The organism is Stenotrophomonas sp. YJH_SMC_17 (assembly GCF_059371655.1).
In genome coordinates this window covers 131,256-153,892 of the sequence record NZ_JCAFUU010000001.1, presented here as the reverse complement: position 1 = coordinate 153,892, position 22,637 = coordinate 131,256, and the positions used below count along the sequence as shown (strand labels likewise).

General features: G+C 61.0%; 16 protein-coding genes. 15 read left to right on the top strand and 1 reads right to left on the bottom strand.

Going from position 1 to position 22,637, the window contains the following annotated elements:
• Positions 1–47: 47 nt before the first annotated feature.
• The 15 genes from AC5P8Z_RS00655 (at position 48) to AC5P8Z_RS00585 (ending at position 21,925) form a co-directional block, all read left to right on the top strand.
• Positions 48–686 (top strand): YfgM family protein, encoded by a 639-nt coding sequence (locus AC5P8Z_RS00655; protein ID WP_294994523.1) that lies wholly within the window; start codon positions 48–50, stop codon positions 684–686.
• A complete protein-coding gene (bamB, locus tag AC5P8Z_RS00650; RefSeq protein WP_295567869.1) occupies positions 686–1,894 on the top strand; it encodes an outer membrane protein assembly factor BamB in 1,209 nt (402 codons plus the stop codon). The genes AC5P8Z_RS00655 and bamB overlap by 1 nt, the downstream gene beginning before the upstream one ends.
• Positions 1,895–1,911: 17 nt before the next feature.
• Positions 1,912–3,309, top strand: a complete 1,398-nt coding sequence (gene der, locus AC5P8Z_RS00645; RefSeq protein ID WP_012479950.1) for a ribosome biogenesis GTPase Der — start codon at positions 1,912–1,914, stop codon at positions 3,307–3,309.
• 182 nt (positions 3,310–3,491) lie between these two features.
• Positions 3,492–4,628 carry a molybdopterin-synthase adenylyltransferase MoeB gene (moeB, locus tag AC5P8Z_RS00640; protein WP_295567871.1) on the top strand — a complete coding sequence of 379 codons (1,137 nt, stop codon included), beginning with the start codon at positions 3,492–3,494 and terminating at the stop codon, positions 4,626–4,628.
• 324 nt (positions 4,629–4,952) lie between these two features.
• Positions 4,953–6,785 carry a monovalent cation:proton antiporter-2 (CPA2) family protein gene (locus tag AC5P8Z_RS00635; protein WP_495227782.1) on the top strand — a complete coding sequence of 611 codons (1,833 nt, stop codon included), beginning with the start codon at positions 4,953–4,955 and terminating at the stop codon, positions 6,783–6,785.
• 669 nt (positions 6,786–7,454) lie between these two features.
• On the top strand, positions 7,455–8,333 hold the full coding sequence (folD, locus tag AC5P8Z_RS00630; RefSeq protein WP_069117134.1) for a bifunctional methylenetetrahydrofolate dehydrogenase/methenyltetrahydrofolate cyclohydrolase FolD: 879 nt from the start codon (positions 7,455–7,457) through the stop codon (positions 8,331–8,333).
• 233 nt (positions 8,334–8,566) lie between these two features.
• Complete coding sequence (guaB, locus tag AC5P8Z_RS00625) at positions 8,567–10,024, top strand: IMP dehydrogenase (RefSeq protein ID WP_005416248.1); 1,458 nt, start codon at positions 8,567–8,569, stop codon at positions 10,022–10,024.
• Positions 10,025–10,131: 107 nt separating this feature from the next.
• The gene (locus AC5P8Z_RS00620; RefSeq protein WP_495227780.1) at positions 10,132–10,611 is read left to right on the top strand and encodes a hypothetical protein; all 480 of its coding nucleotides are present in this window, start codon (positions 10,132–10,134) and stop codon (positions 10,609–10,611) included.
• The gene (gene guaA / locus AC5P8Z_RS00615) at positions 10,608–12,173 is read left to right on the top strand and encodes a glutamine-hydrolyzing GMP synthase (RefSeq protein ID WP_012479957.1); all 1,566 of its coding nucleotides are present in this window, start codon (positions 10,608–10,610) and stop codon (positions 12,171–12,173) included. Before AC5P8Z_RS00620 ends, guaA begins: the two co-directional genes overlap by 4 nt.
• A gap of 368 nt (positions 12,174–12,541) precedes the next feature.
• Positions 12,542–13,444, top strand: coding sequence for a helix-turn-helix transcriptional regulator (locus AC5P8Z_RS00610; RefSeq protein WP_495227778.1), 903 nt, complete (start codon positions 12,542–12,544; stop codon positions 13,442–13,444).
• 71 nt (positions 13,445–13,515) lie between these two features.
• On the top strand, positions 13,516–16,500 hold the full coding sequence (locus AC5P8Z_RS00605) for a type I restriction endonuclease subunit R (RefSeq protein ID WP_495227777.1): 2,985 nt from the start codon (positions 13,516–13,518) through the stop codon (positions 16,498–16,500).
• Positions 16,490–17,788 carry a restriction endonuclease subunit S gene (locus tag AC5P8Z_RS00600; protein WP_495227775.1) on the top strand — a complete coding sequence of 433 codons (1,299 nt, stop codon included), beginning with the start codon at positions 16,490–16,492 and terminating at the stop codon, positions 17,786–17,788. Before AC5P8Z_RS00605 ends, AC5P8Z_RS00600 begins: the two co-directional genes overlap by 11 nt.
• Positions 17,785–18,915, top strand: a complete 1,131-nt coding sequence (locus AC5P8Z_RS00595; protein WP_495227774.1) for an AAA family ATPase — start codon at positions 17,785–17,787, stop codon at positions 18,913–18,915. Before AC5P8Z_RS00600 ends, AC5P8Z_RS00595 begins: the two co-directional genes overlap by 4 nt.
• Positions 18,912–20,519 carry a type I restriction-modification system subunit M gene (locus AC5P8Z_RS00590; protein ID WP_495227772.1) on the top strand — a complete coding sequence of 536 codons (1,608 nt, stop codon included), beginning with the start codon at positions 18,912–18,914 and terminating at the stop codon, positions 20,517–20,519. Before AC5P8Z_RS00595 ends, AC5P8Z_RS00590 begins: the two co-directional genes overlap by 4 nt.
• A gap of 485 nt (positions 20,520–21,004) precedes the next feature.
• Positions 21,005–21,925 (top strand): restriction endonuclease, encoded by a 921-nt coding sequence (locus tag AC5P8Z_RS00585; RefSeq protein ID WP_495227771.1) that lies wholly within the window; start codon positions 21,005–21,007, stop codon positions 21,923–21,925.
• Positions 21,926–22,005: 80 nt separating this feature from the next.
• Here the strand turns inward: AC5P8Z_RS00585 and AC5P8Z_RS00580 are convergent, their stop codons facing one another.
• On the bottom strand, positions 22,006–22,362 hold the full coding sequence (locus tag AC5P8Z_RS00580; RefSeq protein ID WP_495227770.1) for a hypothetical protein: 357 nt from the start codon (positions 22,360–22,362) through the stop codon (positions 22,006–22,008).
• Positions 22,363–22,637 lie beyond the last annotated feature (275 nt).

Sequence of the window (22,637 nt, the reverse complement as noted above, 5' to 3'; positions counted from 1 at the left end):
TCGATTAAACCCAATGGTCCCTCCCGATGGGCGGGGCGAGAGTACGCATGGCGATCGACGATCTGCTCGACGAGCACGAACAAAGTGAACGCGTCCGCAGCTGGCTGCGGAAGAATGGCGCCAGCATCCTCGGTGGCGTGGTCATCGCCATCGGTGCCATTGCCGGCTGGCAGTGGTACCAGAAGGATCAGGGCGGCAAGCTGGCCTCGGCCAACGTCGAGTACCAGAAGGCCCTGGTCGGCCTGCAGCAGAACAAGCTCGACGACGCTGCCAAGGCAGTGAAGGCGCTCGAAGCCGGTCCGTCCAGCATCTACGGCGACCTCGCGGCGCTGCAGCTGGCCAAGGCCCAGGTCGACGCCGGCAAGAATGAAGAAGCGCTGGCCACCCTGCGCGGCGTGAAGGTCGAAGGCGACCTGCAGCGCGTGGTCGACCAGCGTGTGGCCCGCCTGCTGGTGGCCACCGGCAAGAGCGACGAAGCCATCAAGCTGCTGGGCAGCGCCACCGACAGCAGCAGCCTGGAAATCCATGGCGACGCGCTGATGGCGCAGGGCAAGCGCGATGGTGCCCGTGAACAGTACGAGAAGGCGCTGAAGTCGCTGGACGTGGCAGCGCCGCAGCGGCGCCTGCTGGAAACCAAGGTTATGGATGCCGGCGGCACGGTCGCCGCCCCTGCGGAGTCGGTTTGATGAGTCAGAAGGTCATGATCACCCGCGTCGGCACCGTGCTCCTGATGGGCATGGCCCTGACCGGCTGCAGCACCATGAAGGGCTGGTTCGCCGGCAAGGACGCAGCAGCGAAGAAGGCGCAGGAGCCGGCTGAGCTGGTCAAGTTCGAGCCGAGCGTCAAGGTCAACAAGGCCTGGTCGGTCAACCTCGGCAAGGGCGAGCGCCGCATCGGCGTGCGCCAGGGCCCGGCCGTTGCCAATGGCCATGTGTTCGCTGCGGCGATCACCGGTGGCGTGCACGCCATCGACCTGCAGACCGGCAAGAAGGTCTGGACCTGGGAACCGACCAAGGAAAAGAAGAAGCCGAAGCTGCGCCTGTCCGGCGGCCCGGGTGTCGGTGAGAACCTGGTCGTGATCGGCACGCTCGATGGCCAGGTCATTGCCCTGGACATCAACGACGGCAGCGAAAAGTGGCGCGCCCGTGTTCCGGGTGAAGTGATTGCCGCGCCGGCCGTGGCCCAGGGCCTGGTGTTCGTGCGCAGCAACGACGGCCGCGTGACCGCCTTCGATGCCGGCAACGGCACCCAGAAGTGGTTCAACCCGAGCGAGCTGCCGGCGCTGACCGTGCGCGGCAACGCGCCGGTGGTGACCGGCCCGGGCGTGCTGTTCATCGGCAAGGACGAAGGCGCGGTTGCCGCGCTCGCCATGCAGGATGGCCGCACCCTGTGGGAGCAGAACATCGGCAACGGCGAAGGCCGTACCGAGCTGGAGCGCATGGCCGACGTGGACGGCGCCCCCGTGCTGGACGGCAACACCCTCTTCGTGAGCAGCTTCAAGAACCAGACCATGGCCATCGAGGGCCCGACCGGTCGCCCGCTGTGGGCGCGTGACCATGGCGGTGCAGGTGGCGTGGCGGTGTCGTCGGGCAATGTGTTCGTCACCGACAACAAGGGTGGCGTGTTCGGCCTGGACAAGGCGACCGGCGCTGCCATGTGGTCGCAGACCGAGCTGGCGCGTCGTTCGCTGACCGGTCCGGCGCTGCACGGTGATTACGTGGTCGTTGGCGACTACAAGGGATACGTGCACTGGTTGAAGACCTCCGATGGTGCGATGGCGGCACGGGCGAAGAGCGGCGGCGACGCCCTGCTGGCCCAGCCGGTCGTCGTCGACGGGGTGCTGCTGGTGCAGAACGTGGATGGCAAGCTGACCGCCTTCCGGTTGGCAAATTAAAAATTGGAGTAATCGCGATGCTGCCTTTGGTCGCCCTGGTTGGACGGCCGAATGTCGGCAAGTCGACTATTTTCAATGCGCTTACGCGCACCCGCGACGCGCTGGTCCATGACCAGCCCGGCGTTACCCGTGACCGCAACTACGGCGTCTGCCGCCTCGACGAGGACAACCATTTCCTCGTCGTGGATACCGGCGGTATCGCCGGCGAGGACGAAGGCCTGGCGGGCGCCACCACGCGCCAGGCGCGTGCTGCCGCGGCCGAAGCCGATCTGATCCTGTTCGTCGTCGACGCCCGCGAGGGCACCTCGGCGCTGGACGACGAGATCCTGGCCTGGCTGCGCAAGCTGTCGCGCCCGACGCTGCTGCTGATCAACAAGATCGACGGCACCGACGAGGACAGCGTGCGGTCCGAGTTCGCCCGTTACGGCTTCGGCGAAATGCTGACCGTCTCGGCCGCGCATCGCCAGGGCCTGGACGATCTGCTGGACGAAGTGATCCAGCGCCTGCCGGAAGAAGGCAGCGGCGAAGAACTGGACAACGATCCGAACCGGATCCGCATTGCCTTCGTCGGCCGCCCGAACGTGGGCAAGTCGACTCTGGTCAACCGCATCCTCGGCGAGGAGCGCATGATCGCCTCCGACGTGCCGGGCACCACCCGCGACTCGATTGCAGTGGACCTCGAGCGCGACGGTCGCGAATACCGCCTGATCGACACCGCCGGCCTGCGCCGCCGTTCGCGCGTGGACGAGGTCGTCGAGAAGTTCTCGGTGGTCAAGACCATGCAGTCCATCGAGCAGTGCCAGGTGGCCGTGCTGATGCTGGATGCCACCGAAGGCGTGACCGACCAGGACGCCACTGTGCTCGGTGCGGTGCTCGACGCCGGCCGTGCGCTGGTGATCGCCATCAACAAGTGGGATGGCCTGACCGAGTACCAGCGCGAGCAGGCCGAGACCATGCTGTCGCTGAAGCTGGGCTTCGTGCCGTGGGCTGAATCGGTGCGCATCTCGGCCAAGCACGGCTCGGGCCTGCGCGAGCTGTTCCGCGCGGTGCACCGCGCGCACGAATCGGCGAACAAGACCTTCACCACCAGCGAAGTGAACAAGGCGCTGGAAGTGGCCTACGAGACCAACCCGCCGCCGACCATCCGCGGCCACGTCTCCAAGCTGCGCTACGTGCACCCGGCCGGCGCCAACCCGCCGACCTTCATCGTGCACGGCACGCGCCTGAAGGAACTGCAGGAGTCGTACAAGCGCTACCTGGAGAACTTCTTCCGCAAGCGTTTCAAGCTGATCGGCACGCCGGTGAGCTTCATCTTCCGCGAGGGTACCAACCCGTACGAGGGCAAGAAGAACGTCCTCACCGAGCGGCAGGTCAAGGCCAAGCGGCGCTTGATGAAGCACGTCAAGGGCAAGTGATTCACGAGAAGGCGGCCGCAGGGCCGCCTTTTTCGTGTAGCGCCGAGCCCATGCTCGGTTCCTCGGAGGTCGGCAGAAAGGCAGCCGACCGTGGGCTCGGCTCTACAATCGGGCCGGACGCTACCCGGGTAGAGCCGAGCCTACGCTCGGCTCAGCAGGGGCTCGGGCTCTACAATGGGCGCATGAGCATTCCCGAGCTTTCCCCGCAGCAGGCGCATGAACGCCTCGCCCACGGCGCCGTGCTGATCGATGTGCGCGAGGCGCACGAACGGGCCGGCGGCATGGCCGAAGGCGCGCGTGGCGTGGCCAAGGCCGAGCTGCAGGCCGACCCGGCCGCGCATCTGCCACGGCAGGACCAGCACATCCTGTTGATCTGCCAGAGCGGCAAGCGCTCGGCCGATGCCGCGCAGTTCCTGCTGGAGGCAGGCTACACAAATGTCGCTTCCGTGACCGGCGGCACCGTGGCCTGGCGCGAACAGTCGCTGCCGTTGGTGCAGCCGCTGTCCAGCGCCGCCGACCGTGATTTCTTTGATCGTTATTCACGCCACCTGCTGCTGCCGCAGGTCGGCGAAGCCGGGCAGCGCCGGTTGCAGCAATCACGCGTGCTGGTGCTGGGCGCGGGCGGCCTGGGTGCGCCGGCCGGCTTCTATCTGGCCGCAGCCGGGGTAGGGCATCTGCGTTTTGCCGACCATGACCGCGTGGAGCGCAGCAACCTGCACCGGCAGATCGTGCATACCGAGGCCAGCGTCGGCCAGCTCAAGGTCGATTCGGCGCGCGAGCGGTTGCTGGCACTCAACCCGTCGATCGAGGTCGAGGCCGTGCCTGAGCGGGTCACATCCGAGAACGTGGATGTGCTGCTGGACGGCGTGGACGTGGTGCTGGACGGCTCGGACAACTTCCCGCTGCGCTACCTGCTCAACGATGCCTGCATCAAGCACGCCAAGCCGCTGGTGTATGCCGCCATCGAGCGCTTTGACGGCCAGGTAAGCGTGTTTGACGCTGGCCGCCAGCGTGGCGTGGCGCCGTGCTACCGCTGCCTGTTCCCCGAACCGCCGCCGCCGGAGTTTGCGCCGAACTGTTCCGAGGCCGGTGTGCTCGGCGTGTTGCCCGGCCTGGCTGGGGTGCTGCAGGCCACCGAGGTGCTGAAGCTGCTGCTCGGCATCGGCGAGCCGCTGGTCGGCCGCCTGCTGCGCTTCGATGCGCTGGGCATGCGCTTCCGCGAGACCGGCATCCGGCCCGACCCGCAGTGCCCGGTGTGCGCGCCGGGCGTGCCGTTCCCGGGGTATATCGATTACGCCGCCTTCTGCCGGGGCGGGTGAATCCGACCGGGGATTCATCCACGCATGGCGTGGATCTACCGGGGCATGACGGCTGGGCGTCCATCCACGCATGGCGTGGATCTACTGTAGAGCCGAGCCCACGCTCGGCTGCTCTTCGTGCCGAGGCCAGAAGCAGCCGAGCATGGGCTCGGCTCTACAGGTAATGGCGCCCACCGAAGCATGTGCATGGTTTCGGGATGATGCCGGGGCTCACCCGCTGCATCGTTCCATCGCCAAGACAATCCGACGCAACATGCGTGCTATTGCCGTCATCGGCATTGCTCTATTGTTGACCCCGATTCTGGATCTTGGGGAACACACCGCATGGCGGTAGAAGCAGCGACCAGCGAGCTGGTCAAGGTCGTCGCCCTGTTGGGCGCGGCGGTGGTGATGGTGCCCCTGTTCCGCCGGGCCGGCCTGGGCTCGGTGCTGGGCTACTTCGCCGCTGGCCTGGCGATCGGACCGTTCGGGCTGGGCTGGTTCTCCGACCCGCAGGCGATCCTGCATACCGCCGAGCTCGGCGTGGTGATGTTCCTGTTCGTGATCGGCCTGGAAATGCGGCCTTCGCACCTGTGGAGCCTGCGCAAGGAAATCTTCGGGCTGGGCACGCTGCAGATCGCCACCTGTGCGCTGGTGCTGACCAGCATCGCCAAGCTGTTCGGCCTGCCGTGGCAGGTGGCCTTCATCGGCGCCACCGGCTTCGTGCTCACCTCCACCGCAGTGGTGATGCAACTATTGGCCGAGCGCGGTGACATCGCGCTGCCGTCGGGGCAGAAGATCGTTTCGATTCTGCTGTTCGAAGACCTGCTGATCGTGCCGTTGCTGGCGCTGGTGGCCTGGATGGCGCCGGGCGCGGGCAGTGCCGATGGCGAGGGCTCGCGCTGGTTGTCGGTGGCGATTGGCGTCGGCGCCATCGTCGGCCTGGTGCTGGTCGGCCGCTTCCTGCTCAATCCGCTGTTCCGCCTGCTTGCCGAATCGAAGGCGCGCGAGGTGATGACTGCTGCCGCGTTGCTGGTGGTGCTGGGCGCGGCGCTGCTGATGCAGCTGTCCGGCCTGTCGATGGCGATGGGCGCGTTCCTGGCCGGCGTGCTGCTGAGCGAGTCGACCTTCCGCCACCAGATCGAAGCGGACATCGAGCCGTTCCGCGGCATCCTGCTCGGCCTGTTCTTCCTCAGCGTGGGCATGGCGCTGGACCTGGGCGTGGTGGCGGGAAACTGGCCGCTGATCCTGGGCCTGGTGCTGGCGCTGATGGCGGCCAAGGCGCTGTGCATCTACGTGGTCGCGCGCATCATGGGCAGTGATCACGCACAGGCGCTGGATCGCGGTGTCCTGATGGCGCAGGGCGGCGAGTTCGCCTTCGTACTGTTCTCTGCTGCGGCCAGTGCCGGCGTCATCGACGTGGACATCAATGCCAACTTCACCGCCGTGGTGGTGCTGTCGATGGCGCTGACCCCGCTGGTGGTGCTGGTCTACAAGCGCATCGCGCCGAAGCCGACGGTGAACATGGACGGCGTGGACGAGGCCGATGGCCTTTCCGGCAGCGTGCTGATGATCGGTTTCGGCCGCTTCGGCCAGGTCGCCAGCCAGTCGCTGCTGGCGCGCGACGTGGACGTGACCATCATCGACAACGATGTGGAGATGATCCACAACGCCGAGCGTTTTGGTTTCAAGATCTATTACGGCGATGGCACCCGCCTGGACGTGCTGCATGCTTCCGGCGCCGCTACCGCGCGGGCCATCGCGGTGTGCGTGAACAACGCCGAGGATGCCGACCGCATCGTTGAACTGGTGGCGCATGAGTTCCCGCAGGCCAAGCTGCTGGTGCGCTCGTTCGACCGCGAGCACTCGCTGCGGTTGATCCATGCCGGCGTCGATTTCCAGATCCGCGAAACGTTTGAATCGGCGCTGATGTTCGGCCAGGCCGCACTGATGGAGCTGGGTGCGGACGAGGACGACGCGCAGGAGATCGCCGAACAGATCCGCGAGCGCGATGCCGAGCGGTTCGAACTGGAAATGGCCGGCGGCAGTCTGCGTGCCGGCGCGCACATGGTGTTCGGCAGCGCGCTGCCGGGCGTGCCGACGCCGACCCCGTTCACCGCGCCCAAGCGCAAGGCCCGCACGTTGAATGCGGACCAGGTGCCGGAAGAAGAAGAGTAGAGCCAAGCCCACGCTCGGCTTGCTCTTCAGTCAGGTTGCGATAAAGCCGCGCTGCGCGCGTGAGCCGAGCGTAGGCTCGGCTCTACAAGGGCGGGCCGGTCGGCTGTAGAGCCGAGCCCATGCTCGGCTGCTCTTCGGTCAGGTTGCGATAAAGCCGCGCTGCGCGCGTGAGCCGAGCGTAGGCTCGGCTCTACAAGGGCAGGCCGGTTGGCTGTAGAGCCGAGCCCATGCTCGGCTGCTCTTCGGTCAGGTTGCGATAGAGCCGCGCTGCGCGCGTGAGCCGAGCGTAGGCTCGGCTCTACAAGGGCGGGCCGGTTGGCTGTAGAGCCGAGCCCATGCTCGGCTTGCTCTTCGGTCAGGTTGCGATAAAGCCGCGCTGCGCGCGTGTGCCGAGCGTGGGCTCGGCTTGCTCTTCGGTCAGGTTGCGATAAAGCCGCGCTGCGCGCGTGTGCCGAGCGTAGGCTCGGCTCTACAAGTGCAGGCCGGTCGGCTGTAGAGCCTAGCCCATGCTCGGCTTGCTCTTCGGTCAGGTTGCGATAAAGCCGCGCTGCGCGCGTGAGCCGAGCGTAGGCTCGGCTCTACAAGGGCGGGCGGATCGGTGCCGTGGCGGTGGGCGAGGGGGCCTGAATCGGGGACAATAGCGTCCCCGCCGCCCCACGCCTGCCCCCGATGACCGATTCCGCCCCCCAGCATCCTGCCCGCATCCTTGATGGCCGCCGTATCGCCGAGGACCTGCTCGACAGCCTGAAGGTGCGCGTCGACGCCCGCGTGGCGGCCGGTGGCAGCCGCCCGGGCCTGGCCGTGGTGCTGGTCGGTGGCGACCCGGCCTCGACCGTATACGTGCGCAACAAGCGCCGTGCCGCCGAGAAGGTCGGCATCGAGGCACACGACTACGATCTGCCGGCCGGTACCACCGAGGCCGAGCTGCTCGAGCTGATCGACCAGCTCAACGCCGACCCGAAGATCAACGGCATCCTGATCCAGCTGCCGCTGCCGGGCATCCCCGACGCGCGCCGGCTGATCCAGCGCATCGACCCGCGCAAGGACGTGGACGGTTTCCACCCGGAAAACGTCGGCCACCTGGCCCTGCGCGAGTTCGGCCTGCGCCCGTGCACCCCGCGCGGCATCACCACGCTGCTGGGCCACACCGACCAGCCGGTACGCGGCCGCAACGCCACCATCGTGGGCGTGAGCAACCATGTCGGCCGCCCGATGGGCCTGGAGCTGCTGATCGCCGGCTGCACCGTGACCAGCTGTCACAAGTTCACCCCCAAGGACGTGCTGGAACAGGCCGTGCGCAACGCCGACATCCTGGTGGTGGCGGTGGGCCGCCCGGGCATCGTGCCGGGCGAGTGGGTGAAGCCGGGCGCGGTGGTGATCGACGTCGGCATCAACCGCTTGGACGACGGCCGGCTGGTGGGTGATGTTGGGTTTGAGGCGGCCGCCCAGCGGGCGAGCTGGATCACCCCGGTGCCGGGCGGCGTGGGCCCGATGACCGTGGCCACGCTGATGCAGAACACCCTGGAGGCGGCGGAAGCGCTGAGCTGACCTGCTGTTGGCACCTACCAAGGGCGGCACCGCGCCTCGGGCCTCCTGTAGAGCCGAGCCTATGCTCGGCTCATCGCGGTCTGGCGGAAAGCAGCCGAGCATGGGCTCGGCCCTACAGGTGAGCGGGTGCGACACTGTGTCGCGCGAAGTCCCAGTTCTGGCTACCAAAAATGCTGTTCTTGGCCTCTGAAAAGGGGTAAAATGTCGCGCTTCCCCACATCTCGGGTATGCCGATGCTGCGCATCCAGGCTGAAGCACTCACTTACGACGACGTCTCGCTCGTCCCCGCCCACTCGACCATCCTGCCCAAGGACGTCAACCTCGAAACGCGGTTGACTCGCGACCTGAAGCTGAAGCTTCCGATCCTGTCCGCAGCCATGGATACCGTCACCGAAGCCCGCCTGGCCATCGCCATGGCCCAGCTCGGCGGCATGGGCATCATCCACAAGAATCTCAGCCTGGAACAGCAGGCCGCGGAAGTGGCCAAGGTCAAGAAGTTCGAGGCCGGCGTCATCCGCGACCCGATCACCGTCGGCCCGGAAACCACCATCCGCGACGTGCTGGCCCTGACCCAGGCGCACAACATCTCCGGCGTGCCGGTGGTGGGCAGCGACGGCCAGCTGGCCGGCATCGTGACCCACCGCGACATGCGCTTCGAGACCGAGCTGGACGATCCGGTCCGCCACATCATGACCAAGAAGGATCGCCTGATCACGGTCAAGGAAGGCGCCGCGTCTGATGAAGTGCTGCAGCTGCTGCACCGCAACCGCATCGAAAAGGTGCTGGTGGTCAATGATTCGTTCGAACTGCGTGGCCTGATCACCGTCAAGGACATCCAGAAGAACACCGACTTCCCGAACGCTGCCAAGGATCTGTCGACCCGCCTGCTGGTCGGCGCTGCCGTCGGCGTGGGTGGCGATACCGATCGTCGCGTGGAAGCGCTGGTCGCTGCCGGCGTGGATGTGATCGTGGTCGATACCGCGCATGGCCACTCGCAGGGCGTGCTGGACCGCGTCAGCTGGGTCAAGAAGAACTTCCCGAACGTGCAGGTCATCGGTGGCAACATCTGCACCGGCGAAGCCGCACTGGCGCTGCTGGACAGCGGCGCGGACGCAGTGAAGGTCGGCATCGGCCCGGGCTCGATCTGCACCACCCGCGTCGTCGCCGGCGTCGGCGTGCCGCAGGTCACCGCCATCGACCTGGTGGCCGAAGCGCTGCAGGACCGCATCCCGCTGATCGCCGACGGTGGCATCCGCTACTCGGGCGACATCGGCAAGGCGCTGGCCGCCGGTGCCTCGACCATCATGGTCGGTGGCCTGCTGGCCGGTACCGAAGAATCGCCGGGCGAGACCGAGCTGTACCAGGGCCGTTCGTACAAGAGCTACCGCGGCATGGGTTCGCTGGCTGCGATGGAGAAGGGGTCGAAGGACCGCTACTTCCAGGACGCCGCCACCGCCGACAAGCTGGTGCCGGAAGGCATCGAAGGCCGCGTGCCGTACCGCGGCCCGGTGGGCGGCATCATCCACCAGCTGATGGGCGGCCTGCGCGCCACCATGGGCTACGTGGGCTGCGCCACCATCGAAGACATGCGCAGCAAGCCCAAGTTCGTGAAGATCAGCGGCGCCGGCCAGCGTGAGAGCCACGTCCACGACGTGACGATCACCAAAGAGCCGCCGAACTACCGCGCCTGATGCGCTTGCGAACTGCTCTTGCGATTACGGGCAGCCTGCTGATGGCAGGCTGTTCGTTGTCCGAACCGCCGCCGCGCTCCGGGTCTCCGGGCGCGGCGGTTTCGCAAGTGAAGGACGTGCAGGCGTGCCAGAACGCGTTCTCGCTGCCGAAGGGCTGGCAGGTGCAGGCCGCTGGCGAGCAGCGCTGGCGGCTGAAAGGTACCGGCGAGCGCCCGCTGCAGGTGATCCTGCGGTGCGTTACCGATCTGGGTGACAGGCTTGAAGATCCTGTGGTCACCGCCGAGCTGGGGCCGCTGGAGCCGAAGCGGATGAGCGTGCAGTCCGCGTTCTGGGGCAACGCCGTGGATTCCGGTTACCCGATGCACACGCTGCAACGGCGCATCGTGCCTGGCACCGAAGTGCAGGAAATCGCCGAGCTGCCGCGCGCCGACCGCGCCAACCCCAACGCACCGCACGGCCTGCTGATGTTGCGCTGGGACGAGGAAGACCCCTCACATATTCAACAACGCGAGGCGTTCATCGCCACGCTGACGCAGAGCCTTGAAGCGCCGGGCACTGCGAAAAACACCACTGGAACGGCACCATGACCAACATCCATAACGACAAGATCCTCATCCTCGATTTCGGCGCGCAGTACACGCAGCTGATCGCCCGCCGCATCCGCGAGCTGGGCGTCTACTGCGAAATCTGGGCGTGGGACCACAACCCGGCCGAGATCGCCGGCTTCGGCGCCAAGGGCATCATCCTGTCCGGTGGCCCGGAATCGACCACGCTGCCGGGCGCGCCGGCCGCGCCGCAGGAAGTGTTCGACAGCGGCCTGCCGATCTTCGGCATCTGCTACGGCATGCAGACCCTGGCCGCCCAGCTGGGCGGTGCCACCGAAGCGGCGGATCAGCGCGAGTTCGGCCACGCCGAAGTGAACGTGATCAACCCGGATGCGCTGTTCAAGGGCCTGAGCGACCACGGCGGCGAGCCGAAGCTGAATGTCTGGATGAGCCACGGCGACCACGTCTCCGTTGCACCGCCGGGCTTCACCATCACCGCCACCACCGACCGCATTCCGGTGGCCGCCATGGCCAACGAAGAAAAGCGCTGGTACGGCGTGCAGTTCCACCCGGAAGTGACCCACACCCTGCAGGGCCAGGCGCTGCTGCGCCGCTTCGTGGTGGATGTGTGCGGCTGCCAGACCCTGTGGACCGCCGCCAACATCATCGACGACCAGATCGCCCGCGTGCGCGAGCAGGTGGGCGATGACGAAGTGATCCTGGGCCTGTCCGGCGGCGTGGATTCGTCCGTGGTGGCCGCGCTGCTGCACAAGGCCATCGGCGAGAAGCTGACCTGCGTGTTCGTGGATACCGGCCTGCTGCGCTGGCAGGAAGGCGACCAGGTGATGGCGATGTTTGCCGAGCACATGGGCGTGAAGGTCGTGCGTGTGAATGCCGCCGACCGTTACTTCGCCGCGCTGGAAGGCGTGAGCGACCCGGAAGCCAAGCGCAAGATCATCGGCAACCTGTTCGTTGAGATCTTCGACGAAGAGTCGAACAAGCTGAAGAACGCCAAGTGGCTGGCGCAGGGCACCATCTACCCGGACGTGATCGAGTCGGCCGGCAGCAAGACCGGTAAGGCACACGTGATCAAGAGCCACCACAACGTGGGCGGCCTGCCGGAGCACATGAAGCTGGGCCTGGTGGAGCCGCTGCGCGAGCTGTTCAAGGACGAAGTGCGCCGCCTGGGCGTGGAGCTGGGCCTGCCGCGCACCATGGTCTACCGCCATCCGTTCCCGGGCCCGGGCCTGGGCGTACGTATCCTGGGTGAAGTGAAGCGCGAATACGCCGAACTGCTGGCCAAGGCCGATGCCATCTTCATTGATGAGCTGCGCAAGGCGGACCTGTACGACAAGACCAGCCAGGCGTTTGCCGTGTTCCTGCCGGTGAAGTCGGTGGGCGTGGTGGGTGATGCGCGCGCTTATGAGTGGGTGATTGCGCTGCGGGCCGTAGAGACGATCGACTTCATGACGGCGCATTGGGCGCATCTGCCGTATGAGTTCCTGGGGACGGTGAGCAACCGGATCATCAATGAGCTGCGGGGGGTGTCGCGGGTTGTCTATGACATCTCGGGGAAGCCGCCGGCGACTATTGAGTGGGAATGAGTTGAAAGAACGAGGGCGCCGAGAGGCGCCCTTGTTGTTCTGCTATGACTCCAGTAGTGCATTCCGCTTGGCTACGTTAACTCCAGGTGCGGCTGGTCTGTCAATTGGTAGGGCCGGCGCGATACAGGCTCGTGCCTTCCGAAACTTGATCCGGCTTCCCCTTGCGTGGCTCCGATGTGGCCCTTGGGAAAGGCTCGCCAAGGAGTCATCATGGCAAAGATCAAGCCCACCAAGCATGCTGGGAATGAGTCGCTTGAAGGGAGTTCTACTGCATAATGTCATCATCTTGATGATGTTAGTTGTCTAAAAATGGATAGCCCTCAAGCTAGCAACAGTCTTTCGATTGCTCTTCTAAGATGAGGCCACCGGTGAATCAACTCCGGCGCGTCGAGAGCTTGAGCCACGCCCAGCGTGAACGGCTGGCCTACATCGACTTCCGGCTCTATTTCTTCGGGGAGATTGGACGTCCAGACCTGATTGAGCGCTTCAGCGTGGCTCCGGCCGGGGCCACGCGCGACTTAGCTCTGTACCGGGAAATCGCGTCGCAGAACATCATCTTCGATGGCAGCAACAAGATCTATCGCATCGGGCAGGTGTTCGCCCCGCTGTTCGACCACGCATCTCAGCGTGTTCTGTCAGCGCTGGCTCTGGGCTTCGGCGATGGTGTGAACGGCGCAGCGCAGCCACTGCTGCCGTGCGTGTCGCCCTCGGCGCTGAGTAGCCCGAGGATGGAGGTGCTGGCACCGGTCTGCCGGGCGATCCACGCCAGGCGGCCAATCGCCATTCGCTATCACTCGTTGAGCAGAGGTAAGTCCGAGCGGGTCATCGTTCCCTTTGCGCTCGTGGACACCGGACTGCGCTGGCACGTCCGGGCTTTTGATAGAAAGAACAGGGAGTTCCGGGACTTTGTCATCACGCGGATCGAAGCTCCGACCTTGCTTGATGAGGAGCCGCAGGCCAACGAACGTCCGGACAACGATATCCAGTGGACACGCGTCGTCGAGCTGGACTTCGTGCCGCACCCCCGACTTGAGCGACCCAAAATTATCAAGATGGACTACGGGATGACCGGCGGCTCGATCCGGATGCGTGTGCGCGCCGCCGTCGCGGGCTACATGCTGCTGCGCTGGAGCGTGGACTGCTCGCCCGACCATCGTCTCAAGGAAGAACAGTACCGCTTGTGGCTCAGAGATCCGCTGGCGCTGTACGGCGTTGAGAACGCAAAGCTCGCGCCGGGTTATCAATCCAGCGGCGAGGATGGCAAAGGATAGAACGCGATGACACAGACCGATTCGAGTAAAAGACAGATCTCTGCTGATCTCACAATTTGGAGGCTTGGCTCATGACAACGATAGAAAACCAGATCGAGCAGAATCTGATCTCCAAGCTGGAAGATCTCAAATACACGTCACGCCCTGACATCCGCGACCGCGCTGCCCTGGAACAGAATTTTCGCCAGCACTTCGAGGCGCTCAACCGCGTTCGTCTAACCGATGGTGAATTCACCCGTCTGCTGGAATCCATCGTCAATCCGGATGTCTTTGCTGCTGCTAAGCACCTGCGCGAGCACAACACCTTCATGCGCGACGACGGCACGCCGCTCTACTACACACTCGTCAACATCAAGGACTGGTGTAAGAACAACTTCGAGGTGGTCAACCAGCTGCGCATCAGTACCGACTACAGCCACCATCGTTATGACGTGATCTTGTTGATCAATGGTGTGCCCGTAGTACAGATCGAACTGAAAACGCTGGCCATCAGCCCTCGCCGGGCAATGCAGCAGATCGTCGACTACAAGAACGACCCTGGTAATGGCTACACGAAGACCTTGTTGTGCTTCTTGCAATTGTTCATCGTCAGCAATCGTTCGGACACTTGGTATTTCGCCAACAACAACAGTCGTCACTTCAGCTTCAATGCCGATGAGCGCTTCCTGCCGCTTTATCAATTTGCAGCAGAGGACAACAGCAAAATCACACACCTGGACAGCTTTGCAGACGCCTTCCTTGCCAAATGTACGCTGGGGCAGATGATCAGCCGCTATATGGTGCTGGTGGCCAGCGAGCATAAGCTGCTGATGATGCGCCCGTATCAGATCTATGCGGTCAAGGCGATTGTCGAGTGCATTCACCAGCGCTGCGGCAACGGCTATATCTGGCACACCACTGGCAGCGGCAAAACGCTGACCTCGTTCAAGGCATCCACGCTGCTGAAAGACAACCCGGACATCGACAAATGCCTGTTCGTGGTCGACCGCAAAGACCTCGACCGGCAGACACGGGAGGAATTCAATAAATTTCAGGAGGATTGCGTCGAGGAGAACACCAACACCGAAACGCTGGTGCGCCGTCTGCTTTCTGATGATTACGCCGACAAGGTGATTGTCACCACCATTCAGAAGTTAGGCTTGGCGCTGGATGGTGGCTCCAAGAAAAACTACAAAGAGCGACTGGAGCCGCTACGCAGCCAGCGCATGGTGTTTATCTTCGATGAATGCCATCGCTCGCAATTTGGCGAGAACCACAAAGCTATCAAGGAGTTCTTTCCCGACGCGCAGCTGTTTGGCTTTACCGGCACACCCATCTTTGAAGACAACGCCAGCTATCAGCAAATCGAGGGGCAACAGGCCACCTTCAAGACCACGGCGGACATCTTTCAACAGCAACTGCACGCCTACACCATCACCCACGCTATCGAAGATCGCAATGTCCTGCGCTTCCACGTGGACTACTACAAACCGGACAAAAAGCTCGGCGGCAAGAAGGGGGCCAAGCCCGGCGAGCCGCTGGCCAAGCGCGCCATCGTCGAGGCCATTCTCGCTAAGCATGATGCCGCTACCAACGGGCGCAAGTTCAACGCTGTGTTGGCAACTGCCAGCATCAACGACGCCATCGAGTACCATGAGTTGTTCAAGACTCTGCAGGCTGAGAAGCTGGCAGATGGCTCAGGCTTCCAGTCTCTGAACATTGCCTGCGTATTCTCCCCGCCCGCCGAGGGCAATAAAGACGTACAGCAGATTCAGGAAGACCTGCTGCAGGAAAAAGCTGACAATGAAGAAGCTCCGGACGAAAAAAAAGCCGCGCTGAAAGCCATTATTGCCGACTACAACGCCCAATACGGCAGCAACTTTCAGCTCGGTGAGTTCGATCTCTATTATCAGGACGTGCAAAAGCGCATCAAGGATCAGCAATGGCCCAATGCTGATCTGCCGCACGCGCAGAAGATCGACATCACCATCGTGGTGGATATGCTGCTCACCGGTTTCGACTCTAAATACCTGAACACGCTATACGTCGACAAAAGCCTCAAGTTTCACGGTTTGATTCAGGCGTTTTCACGTACTAACCGTGTGCTGAACGACACCAAGCCTTACGGCAACATTCTTGACTTTCGTCAACAGCAGGATGCAGTCGATACCGCTATTGGCCTGTTCTCCGGCCAAGTCAGCAAGCCCGCCAAGGAAATCTGGCTGGTGGACAAGGCTCCAGTGGTCATCGAAAAACTGCAAACTGCCGTGCAAGCCTTAGACACGTTCATGCAATCCCAAGGGCTGGAAAACAAGCCCGAAGCGGTCGCCAACCTCAAGGGCGATGCTGCGCGCGCGCAGTTTATCAATCTATTCAAAGAGGTGCAGCGCCTCAACACTCAGCTTGACCAGTACACCGACCTGACGCCAGACAACAAGACGAGCATTGAGAGGATCCTGCCAAAAGATCAGTTGCAGGGCTTCAAGGGTATGTACATCGACACGGCCCAGCGTCTCAAGGAAAAGCAAGACATCGGCGGCAACAAGGCCGATCCGACGGTGCAGCAGCTCGACTTTGAATTTGTGCTATTCGCCAGCAGCATCATCGACTACGACTACATCATGGAGTTGATTGCGCGCTACTCTAGCCAGGCACCTGGCAACCAGAAGATGAGTCGAGAGCAGTTGATTGGCGTGATTCAGGCCGATGCCAAGTTTATCGACGAGCGTGACGATATCGCCGAGTACATCAGCACGCTGGAAGTAGGTAAGGCGCTGGATGAGAAGGCCGTCCGCGCCGGGTTTGACAGCTTCAAGGCCGAAAAGCATGCGAAAGTTCTTGCTGACGTTGCTGCCAAGCACTCGTTGAATGCCGCTGATCTGCAAGCGTTTGTGGAAACTACCATGCGCCGCATGGTGTTCGATGGTGACCAATTGAGCGAACTGTTCACCCCGCTAGAACTGGGCTGGAAGACGCGCACCAAGGCGGAATTGGCCTTGATGGAAGACTTAATTCCGCTATTTAAGAAGCTCGCCCAGGGGCGGGAGATTTCAGGGTTGGGTGCATATGAACAGTAAAGAGGAAGGCATGAAAATGCAGCCAGAAAAGGGAAAAAGTTGCGCGCCAAAGCTGCGGTTCCCCGAGTTTGTGGGTGCAGTAGAGTGGAAACTCGTTCCACTAAAAAAGCTGGCGAAACGCTGCACTCAGAGAAATCGGGGAGGCGCCATAACACGAGTCCTAACGAACTCAGCGGAATACGGCGTAGTTGATCAACGCGATTACTTCGACAAGGATATCGCCACGCAAGGAAACTTGGAAAATTACTACGTTGTAGAGAAGGGTGACTACGTATACAATCCTAGAATATCTGCGCGTGCGCCAGTGGGGCCAATTTCAAGGAATAATGTCGCAACCGGCGTTATGTCCCCCCTGTACTCCGTATTTAGGTTTGGCGAGGTTAATAATGAATTCTACGCCTATTATTTTAAGACCACGGGCTGGCATCAATATATGCGCCAGGCATCCAGTACCGGGGCTCGGCACGACAGAATGGCTATTTCAAATGATGATTTCATGGCCATGCCTCTTCCTGTATCAACGCCGGAAGAGCAACAGAACATTGCTGACTGCATCGCCTCGCTCGATGAGTGCCTCACCCTGGAATCGAAAAAGCTTGGTGAGCTAAATGCTCATAAGAATGGATTGATGCAGCGACTTTTTCCCATCTACGGCAAAACACTGCCGGAGCTGAGATTTCCCGAATTTGTTGGTGCGGGTGAGTGGAAAGAAAAGCAGCTTGAAGATATTGCCACCTTCCATAAGGGAAAAGGCATTGCAAAGGCGGATATTGATCCTAACGGGGCAAGGCAATGTATTCGCTACGGCGAGCTTTATACCTCCTATGGTGAGGTTATTGATGAGGTTGTTTCAAGAACAAATGTTCAACCCGCTGAGTCATTTCTAAGTCGCCGTAACGACGTTCTAATTCCGTCGTCAGGCGAGACCAAGCAGGACATCGCAAAGGCATCCTGCGTGCTGGTTGACGATGTTGCTTTGGGTGGGGATTTAAATGTTCTTAGATCGACCGAGGACGGCATTTTCTTGAGTTATTTGCTGAATGGTTCCTGTAGTAACGAGATTGCAAGAATTGCGCAGGGCGATGCTGTTGTTCATTTGTACGCGAGCCAGTTGAAGTTGCTTACTGTTGCAATTCCAGAATTGAAGGAACAAAGGAAAATCGCTGATTGCCTTGTTTCCTTTGACAATCTGATCGCCAGCCAGGCGCAAAAGATCACTGCGCTCGAGTGCCATAAGAACGGACTAATGCAGAAGATTTTTCCAGCGATGAGTGAGGTGCATGAATGAGCGCCACCCTAGCCAGCATGAATGATCTGGCCATGCATCTGCGTACTGAGTTGGATGAGAAAAAGTTTGTACTGCTCTACGCCTACAACGGCACCGGAAAGACACGGCTGTCGATGGCATTCAAGGACATCGGCAAGCAAGGCGAAGGAGAGGACGCTATGCGTGACACGCTCTACTTCAACGCTTATACCGAGGATTTATTTACTTGGGACAATGACTTGGAAGGCGACAGCGCACGCGCGCTAAAGATGAACGCGTCCTCCCGATTCTTTGCAGGGCTGGATGCCCTGGAGATGGAAAATCGCATTCGCCCCTTCCTTCATCGGTATGCCGATTTTGATTTCACTATCGACTACAGCGATTGGTCGATCCACTTCTCGCGCGATATTCACGTGGGTGAGGTCACGCGGACCATTGACAATATCAAGGTGTCGCGTGGCGAGGAGAGCCTGTTTATCTGGTGCTTCTTTCTAGCCATCGTTCAACTTGCAATGGATGGTGCGGAAGCCTATCAGTGGGTCAAGTATATCTACATCGACGATCCAATTACTTCGCTGGATGAGCATAACGCAATTGCAGTGGGCAATCACTTGGCTCAGTTCCTAAAGCGAAAAGATCACGCCATAAGAACGGTTATCTCATCGCATCACACGCTTTTTTTTAATGTGCTTTGGAATGAGTTGCGGGAAATTGACCGTAAGAAGTTTTCGCCCCATTTTCTGTCTCACACCCGGAAGACTGGCCAGTATTACCTTTCTTACACCGGTGATACGCCTTTCTTTCATCACCTGACGCTGTTGCAGGAAATTTGGCGAGCAAATGAAGTGGGCGAAATTTATACGCACCACTTTAATGCCCTGCGCAGTCTTCTGGAAAAATCATCCATCTTCCACGGTCACAAGAAATTCACCGTATGCATCAAACAGCAGGATGACGACCCGGACGACACCATGTACGGGAGGCTCGTCAACATTCTCAGTCACGGTAATTACTCGTTTTATGATCCCGTGGAAATGCTGCCGGAAAATAAGGCGCACTTCGAAAAAATACTGGCAGACTTTCTGGAATTTTATCCCTTCAACCCGGAACTGATGCCCGCTACGCAAGAACAGGAAGCTACACCATGACCGAACAAGACCAAAAGCAACTGGGCACCACCTTGTGGGGGATTGCCGACTCCTTGCGTGGGGCAATGAATGCGGACGACTTCCGCGATTACATGCTCTCCTTCCTGTTCCTGCGCTATCTGTCCGACAATTATGAGGCGGCGGCGCAGAAGGAACTTGGAACGGATTATCCGAAGTTGAGCGAGGGTGATCGCCGTGCACCGTTATCCGTGTGGTATGCGCAAAACTCGGAGGATTTAGCGGAATTTGAAAAGCAGATGCGCCGCAAGGTGCATTACGTAATTCAACCCGCCTACCTGTGGAGCAGCATTGCCGAGATGGCGCGCACGCAAGACGGTGAGCTGCTGCGCACCCTGCAAAAAGGCTTTGATTACATCGAGAACGAATCCTTCGCCAGCACCTTCAGCGGCCTGTTTTCCGAGATCGACCTGAATTCGGAAAAGCTGGGCAGAGGCTATACCGCGCAGAACGCTAAGCTTTGCACGGTGATCAAGGCGATTGCCGATGGATTGGAGAAATTTTCGACCGACAAGGACACGCTGGGCGATGCGTATGAATACCTGATCGGTCAGTTTGCAGCGGGTAGTGGTAAGAAGGCCGGCGAGTTCTACACGCCGCAGCAGATCTCCAGCATCCTCTCGGGGATTGTCACGTTGGACAGTCAGGAACCCGCCACCGGCCAAAGGAAGCATCTGGAAAGCGTGTTCGACTTGGCCTGTGGTTCGGGTTCTCTTCTGCTAAACGTGCGCCACCGTATGGGGCCGCATGGTATCGGAAAAATCGTTGGCCAGGAGAAGAACATCACCACCTACAACTTGGCGCGCATGAACATGCTGCTGCACGGGGTGAAGGATTCTGAGTTCGAGATCTATCACGGGGATACGCTCACAAACGAATGGGATGCGTTGCGGGAAATGAACCCGGCCAAGCAGCCAAGGTTTGATGCGGTAGTGGCGAATCCGCCGTTTAGCTACCGCTGGGAGCAGACCGAGGCGCTTGGCGAGGATATGCGCTTCAAGAATTACGGTCTGGCTCCAAAGTCTGCTGCGGATTTCGCTTTCTTGCTGCACGGCTTCCACTACCTGAAGCAAGACGGCGTGATGGCCATCATCCTGCCTCACGGCGTGCTTTTCCGTGGTGGTGCAGAGGAGCGCATTCGTACCAAACTGCTGAAGGATGGCCATATCGATACGGTGATCGGCCTGCCCGCCAATTTGTTTTTCTCCACCGGCATCCCAGTGTGCATTCTCGTGCTTAAAAAGTGCAAAAAGCCCGATGACGTGCTGTTCATCAACGCGGCCAAACACTTTGAACCTGGCAAGCGGCAGAACCGACTGCTGCCCAAGCACATCGACAAGATTCTCGACACATACCAGCACCGCCGCGAAGAGGACCGCTACTCGATGCGCGTGTCGATGGAGCGTATCGAGAAGGAAGGCTATAACCTGAACATCTCGCGCTACGTGAGCACGGCGGAGGCCGAGGAGGAGGTTGACCTCACTGCGGTGAATTCGGAGCTGGTTTCGCTGGAAGAGAAGATCAAGGCAGCCACCAAGCGGCACAACGAGTTCCTTAAGGAACTTGGATTGCCAACGCTGCCCTAAACGAGCCCTCGCTGCATTAGCAGGAAGCAAGTTGAACTGCGTTGAATCTGGGACGGTGCTCACGGCCTGCGTGAAAGATCGCCCGGAATAGGAATTAAGCGTGGGGCGAATTTGCTCCGTGGACCATGCTGTCCCAGGTTCGCCATTCGCTCATCTCTAGCGCCTTCGACCGGGCTTTCAGCTTCAGGCCAGCGAGCTTGGACTTTACACTGTAAAAGCCAATGTCGTGTCTAGCCGTCTAGACTGATCTCATTGTCATATCCGCGACCGTTGTCCGATACCGTGCACCCCCAAGGCGCGAGTGTAGTGAACCATTCGTTTCCTGCTTAGGTGTTATTTTTTCCGAGGGAAACATCGGGGATGATCCCAGGTGCGGCCTATGCCACTTCATTAGATGCATGACCTGAGAAAATTATGGCGGGCCATTATATGTGTCGGAATGAGTTTATAATTGCCACAAACTGCGCGACGCGAAGGCGAATTTGATGATTCCAACCTACGACAAGTTCATTGATCCGGTGTTGCGCTTCCTCGAGGGACATCTTGGAGGCGTTCCTGCTGCCGCGGCATATGATGCTGCGGCCAGAGTCTTGGGGCTGACTGAGGAGCAGAAGCTCCGGGTGTTGGATAGCGGTGCGCAGGTCTATAAGAATCGAGCGGCTTGGGCACATGATCGGCTGAAGCGCGCTGGCCTTTCGTCCAGCCCGAGACGCGGTGTCTGGCAGTTGACGGAGGCTGGCAGAAATTACGTTAGCGATCATCCGTTACCGCTGGACGATGCGGAGGTTGGGAGAATCGCAAATGGCTATCTCTCGGTTAAGCTTCGATCTTCGGTGGATGCTGCGGCGCTAGATGGCCCTGCCTCCAGTGAACTAGCTCTTGGGTCTCCCGTTTTGAGCCCCGATGATCGACTTGATAGTGCGCTTGCTGAATTGAAATCGGCCACAGCGGCGGAGCTTCTGGACTGTCTGTTGCGCGTTTCTCCCGGGCGGTTCGAAATCATCGTTCTTGATATCCTGCATCGACTGGGATACGGCGCGAGCCGCTCTGACTTGCTACGCGTCGGAGGAGCTGGAGATGGTGGAATCGATGGCGTGATCTCGCTGGATAAGCTCGGGCTGGACAAGGTCTATGTGCAGGCGAAGCGTTGGAAGAGCACGGTTGGCAGGCCCGAGCTACAGGCCTTCTATGGGGCGCTAGCCGGACAGAAGGCCAAACGCGGAATTTTCATAACCACGTCTGGCTTCACGCCTCAGGCTGTTGACTTCGTTGGCTCTGTTGAGGGCATTGTGATCGTCGATGGAAATCGATTGGTTGGTCTCATGATCGACAATGAGGTAGGTGTGAGCTCGCGTATTCTTCGGGTCCCATCCGTGGATGGCGATTATTTTGACGAAGATGCTTGATTCGCATTCAGGGGACGTTTCCGAGGAAAGAGGCGCGAGCTCTGTTGGACTGATTTCGGGCCTTTGGAGCGGATGTCGCCTCATTCCGGTCGTACCTCATGACAAGCCCACTCAGCCAAGCCCCGGCAAGCCAGAAACAATCCATCCACAACCCCCTCATCCAGATGCCGTTCCGGGTCCGCTGCCACCCGGCAGCGGTCCGCCGCGTGCAGCAGCTCCAGCACCGTCAGCGCCCCCACCATTGCACGCTCGCTCCTGGCAAGGCTCACGCGACGGCCGGGTGACACATCGGTTTCTGGCCAGGGATGCCCATCAGCACCCTCGCAGCCGCGCATGCGCTTGAGTATGCCGAGGAGGTAGTTCAGGTCGGGCAGGGAAGCGTCGTCGTTGATGGGCTCAACAACGGAGTAGGCGGAGGGGATGTCGGAATCGTTCATGGCGTCGGTTTCCTTGGCTGTGCTTAACAGCGCCACCGCGTGAGCGGGGTGGCGGACGATGCGTGGCTGCAAACCGGGACGAAGTAGTGCCATGACCGGTGGGTCCGAAGACCCCCACGCACCGCCCGCCATACAGGCCGACGGATTGCCCGCCGGCACCGGTTAAGGACGGTGCCGACGGGCAAGCGTAAACAACAGGCACAACAATCGTCGCGGGTTTGCAGACCCGGAGCCACCCGTTGTCGGTGGCACGTCATACTGGTTACGCGGCCGCT

Excerpts from the sequence above, each read along its gene's own strand:
- AC5P8Z_RS00655 (WP_294994523.1), top strand. The coding sequence starts at position 48 with ATGGCGATCGACGATCTGCTCGACGAGCACGAACAAAGTGAACGCGTC.
- bamB (WP_295567869.1), top strand. The coding sequence starts at position 686 with ATGAGTCAGAAGGTCATGATCACCCGCGTCGGCACCGTGCTCCTGATG.
- der (WP_012479950.1), top strand. The coding sequence starts at position 1,912 with ATGCTGCCTTTGGTCGCCCTGGTTGGACGGCCGAATGTCGGCAAGTCG.
- moeB (WP_295567871.1), top strand. The coding sequence starts at position 3,492 with ATGAGCATTCCCGAGCTTTCCCCGCAGCAGGCGCATGAACGCCTCGCC.
- AC5P8Z_RS00635 (WP_495227782.1), top strand. The coding sequence starts at position 4,953 with ATGGCGGTAGAAGCAGCGACCAGCGAGCTGGTCAAGGTCGTCGCCCTG.
- folD (WP_069117134.1), top strand. The coding sequence starts at position 7,455 with ATGACCGATTCCGCCCCCCAGCATCCTGCCCGCATCCTTGATGGCCGC.
- guaB (WP_005416248.1), top strand. The coding sequence starts at position 8,567 with ATGCTGCGCATCCAGGCTGAAGCACTCACTTACGACGACGTCTCGCTC.
- guaA (WP_012479957.1), top strand. The coding sequence starts at position 10,608 with ATGACCAACATCCATAACGACAAGATCCTCATCCTCGATTTCGGCGCG.
- AC5P8Z_RS00605 (WP_495227777.1), top strand. The coding sequence starts at position 13,516 with ATGACAACGATAGAAAACCAGATCGAGCAGAATCTGATCTCCAAGCTG.
- AC5P8Z_RS00600 (WP_495227775.1), top strand. The coding sequence starts at position 16,490 with ATGAACAGTAAAGAGGAAGGCATGAAAATGCAGCCAGAAAAGGGAAAA.
- AC5P8Z_RS00595 (WP_495227774.1), top strand. The coding sequence starts at position 17,785 with ATGAGCGCCACCCTAGCCAGCATGAATGATCTGGCCATGCATCTGCGT.
- AC5P8Z_RS00590 (WP_495227772.1), top strand. The coding sequence starts at position 18,912 with ATGACCGAACAAGACCAAAAGCAACTGGGCACCACCTTGTGGGGGATT.
- AC5P8Z_RS00585 (WP_495227771.1), top strand. The coding sequence starts at position 21,005 with ATGATTCCAACCTACGACAAGTTCATTGATCCGGTGTTGCGCTTCCTC.
- AC5P8Z_RS00580 (WP_495227770.1), bottom strand. The coding sequence starts at position 22,362 with ATGAACGATTCCGACATCCCCTCCGCCTACTCCGTTGTTGAGCCCATC.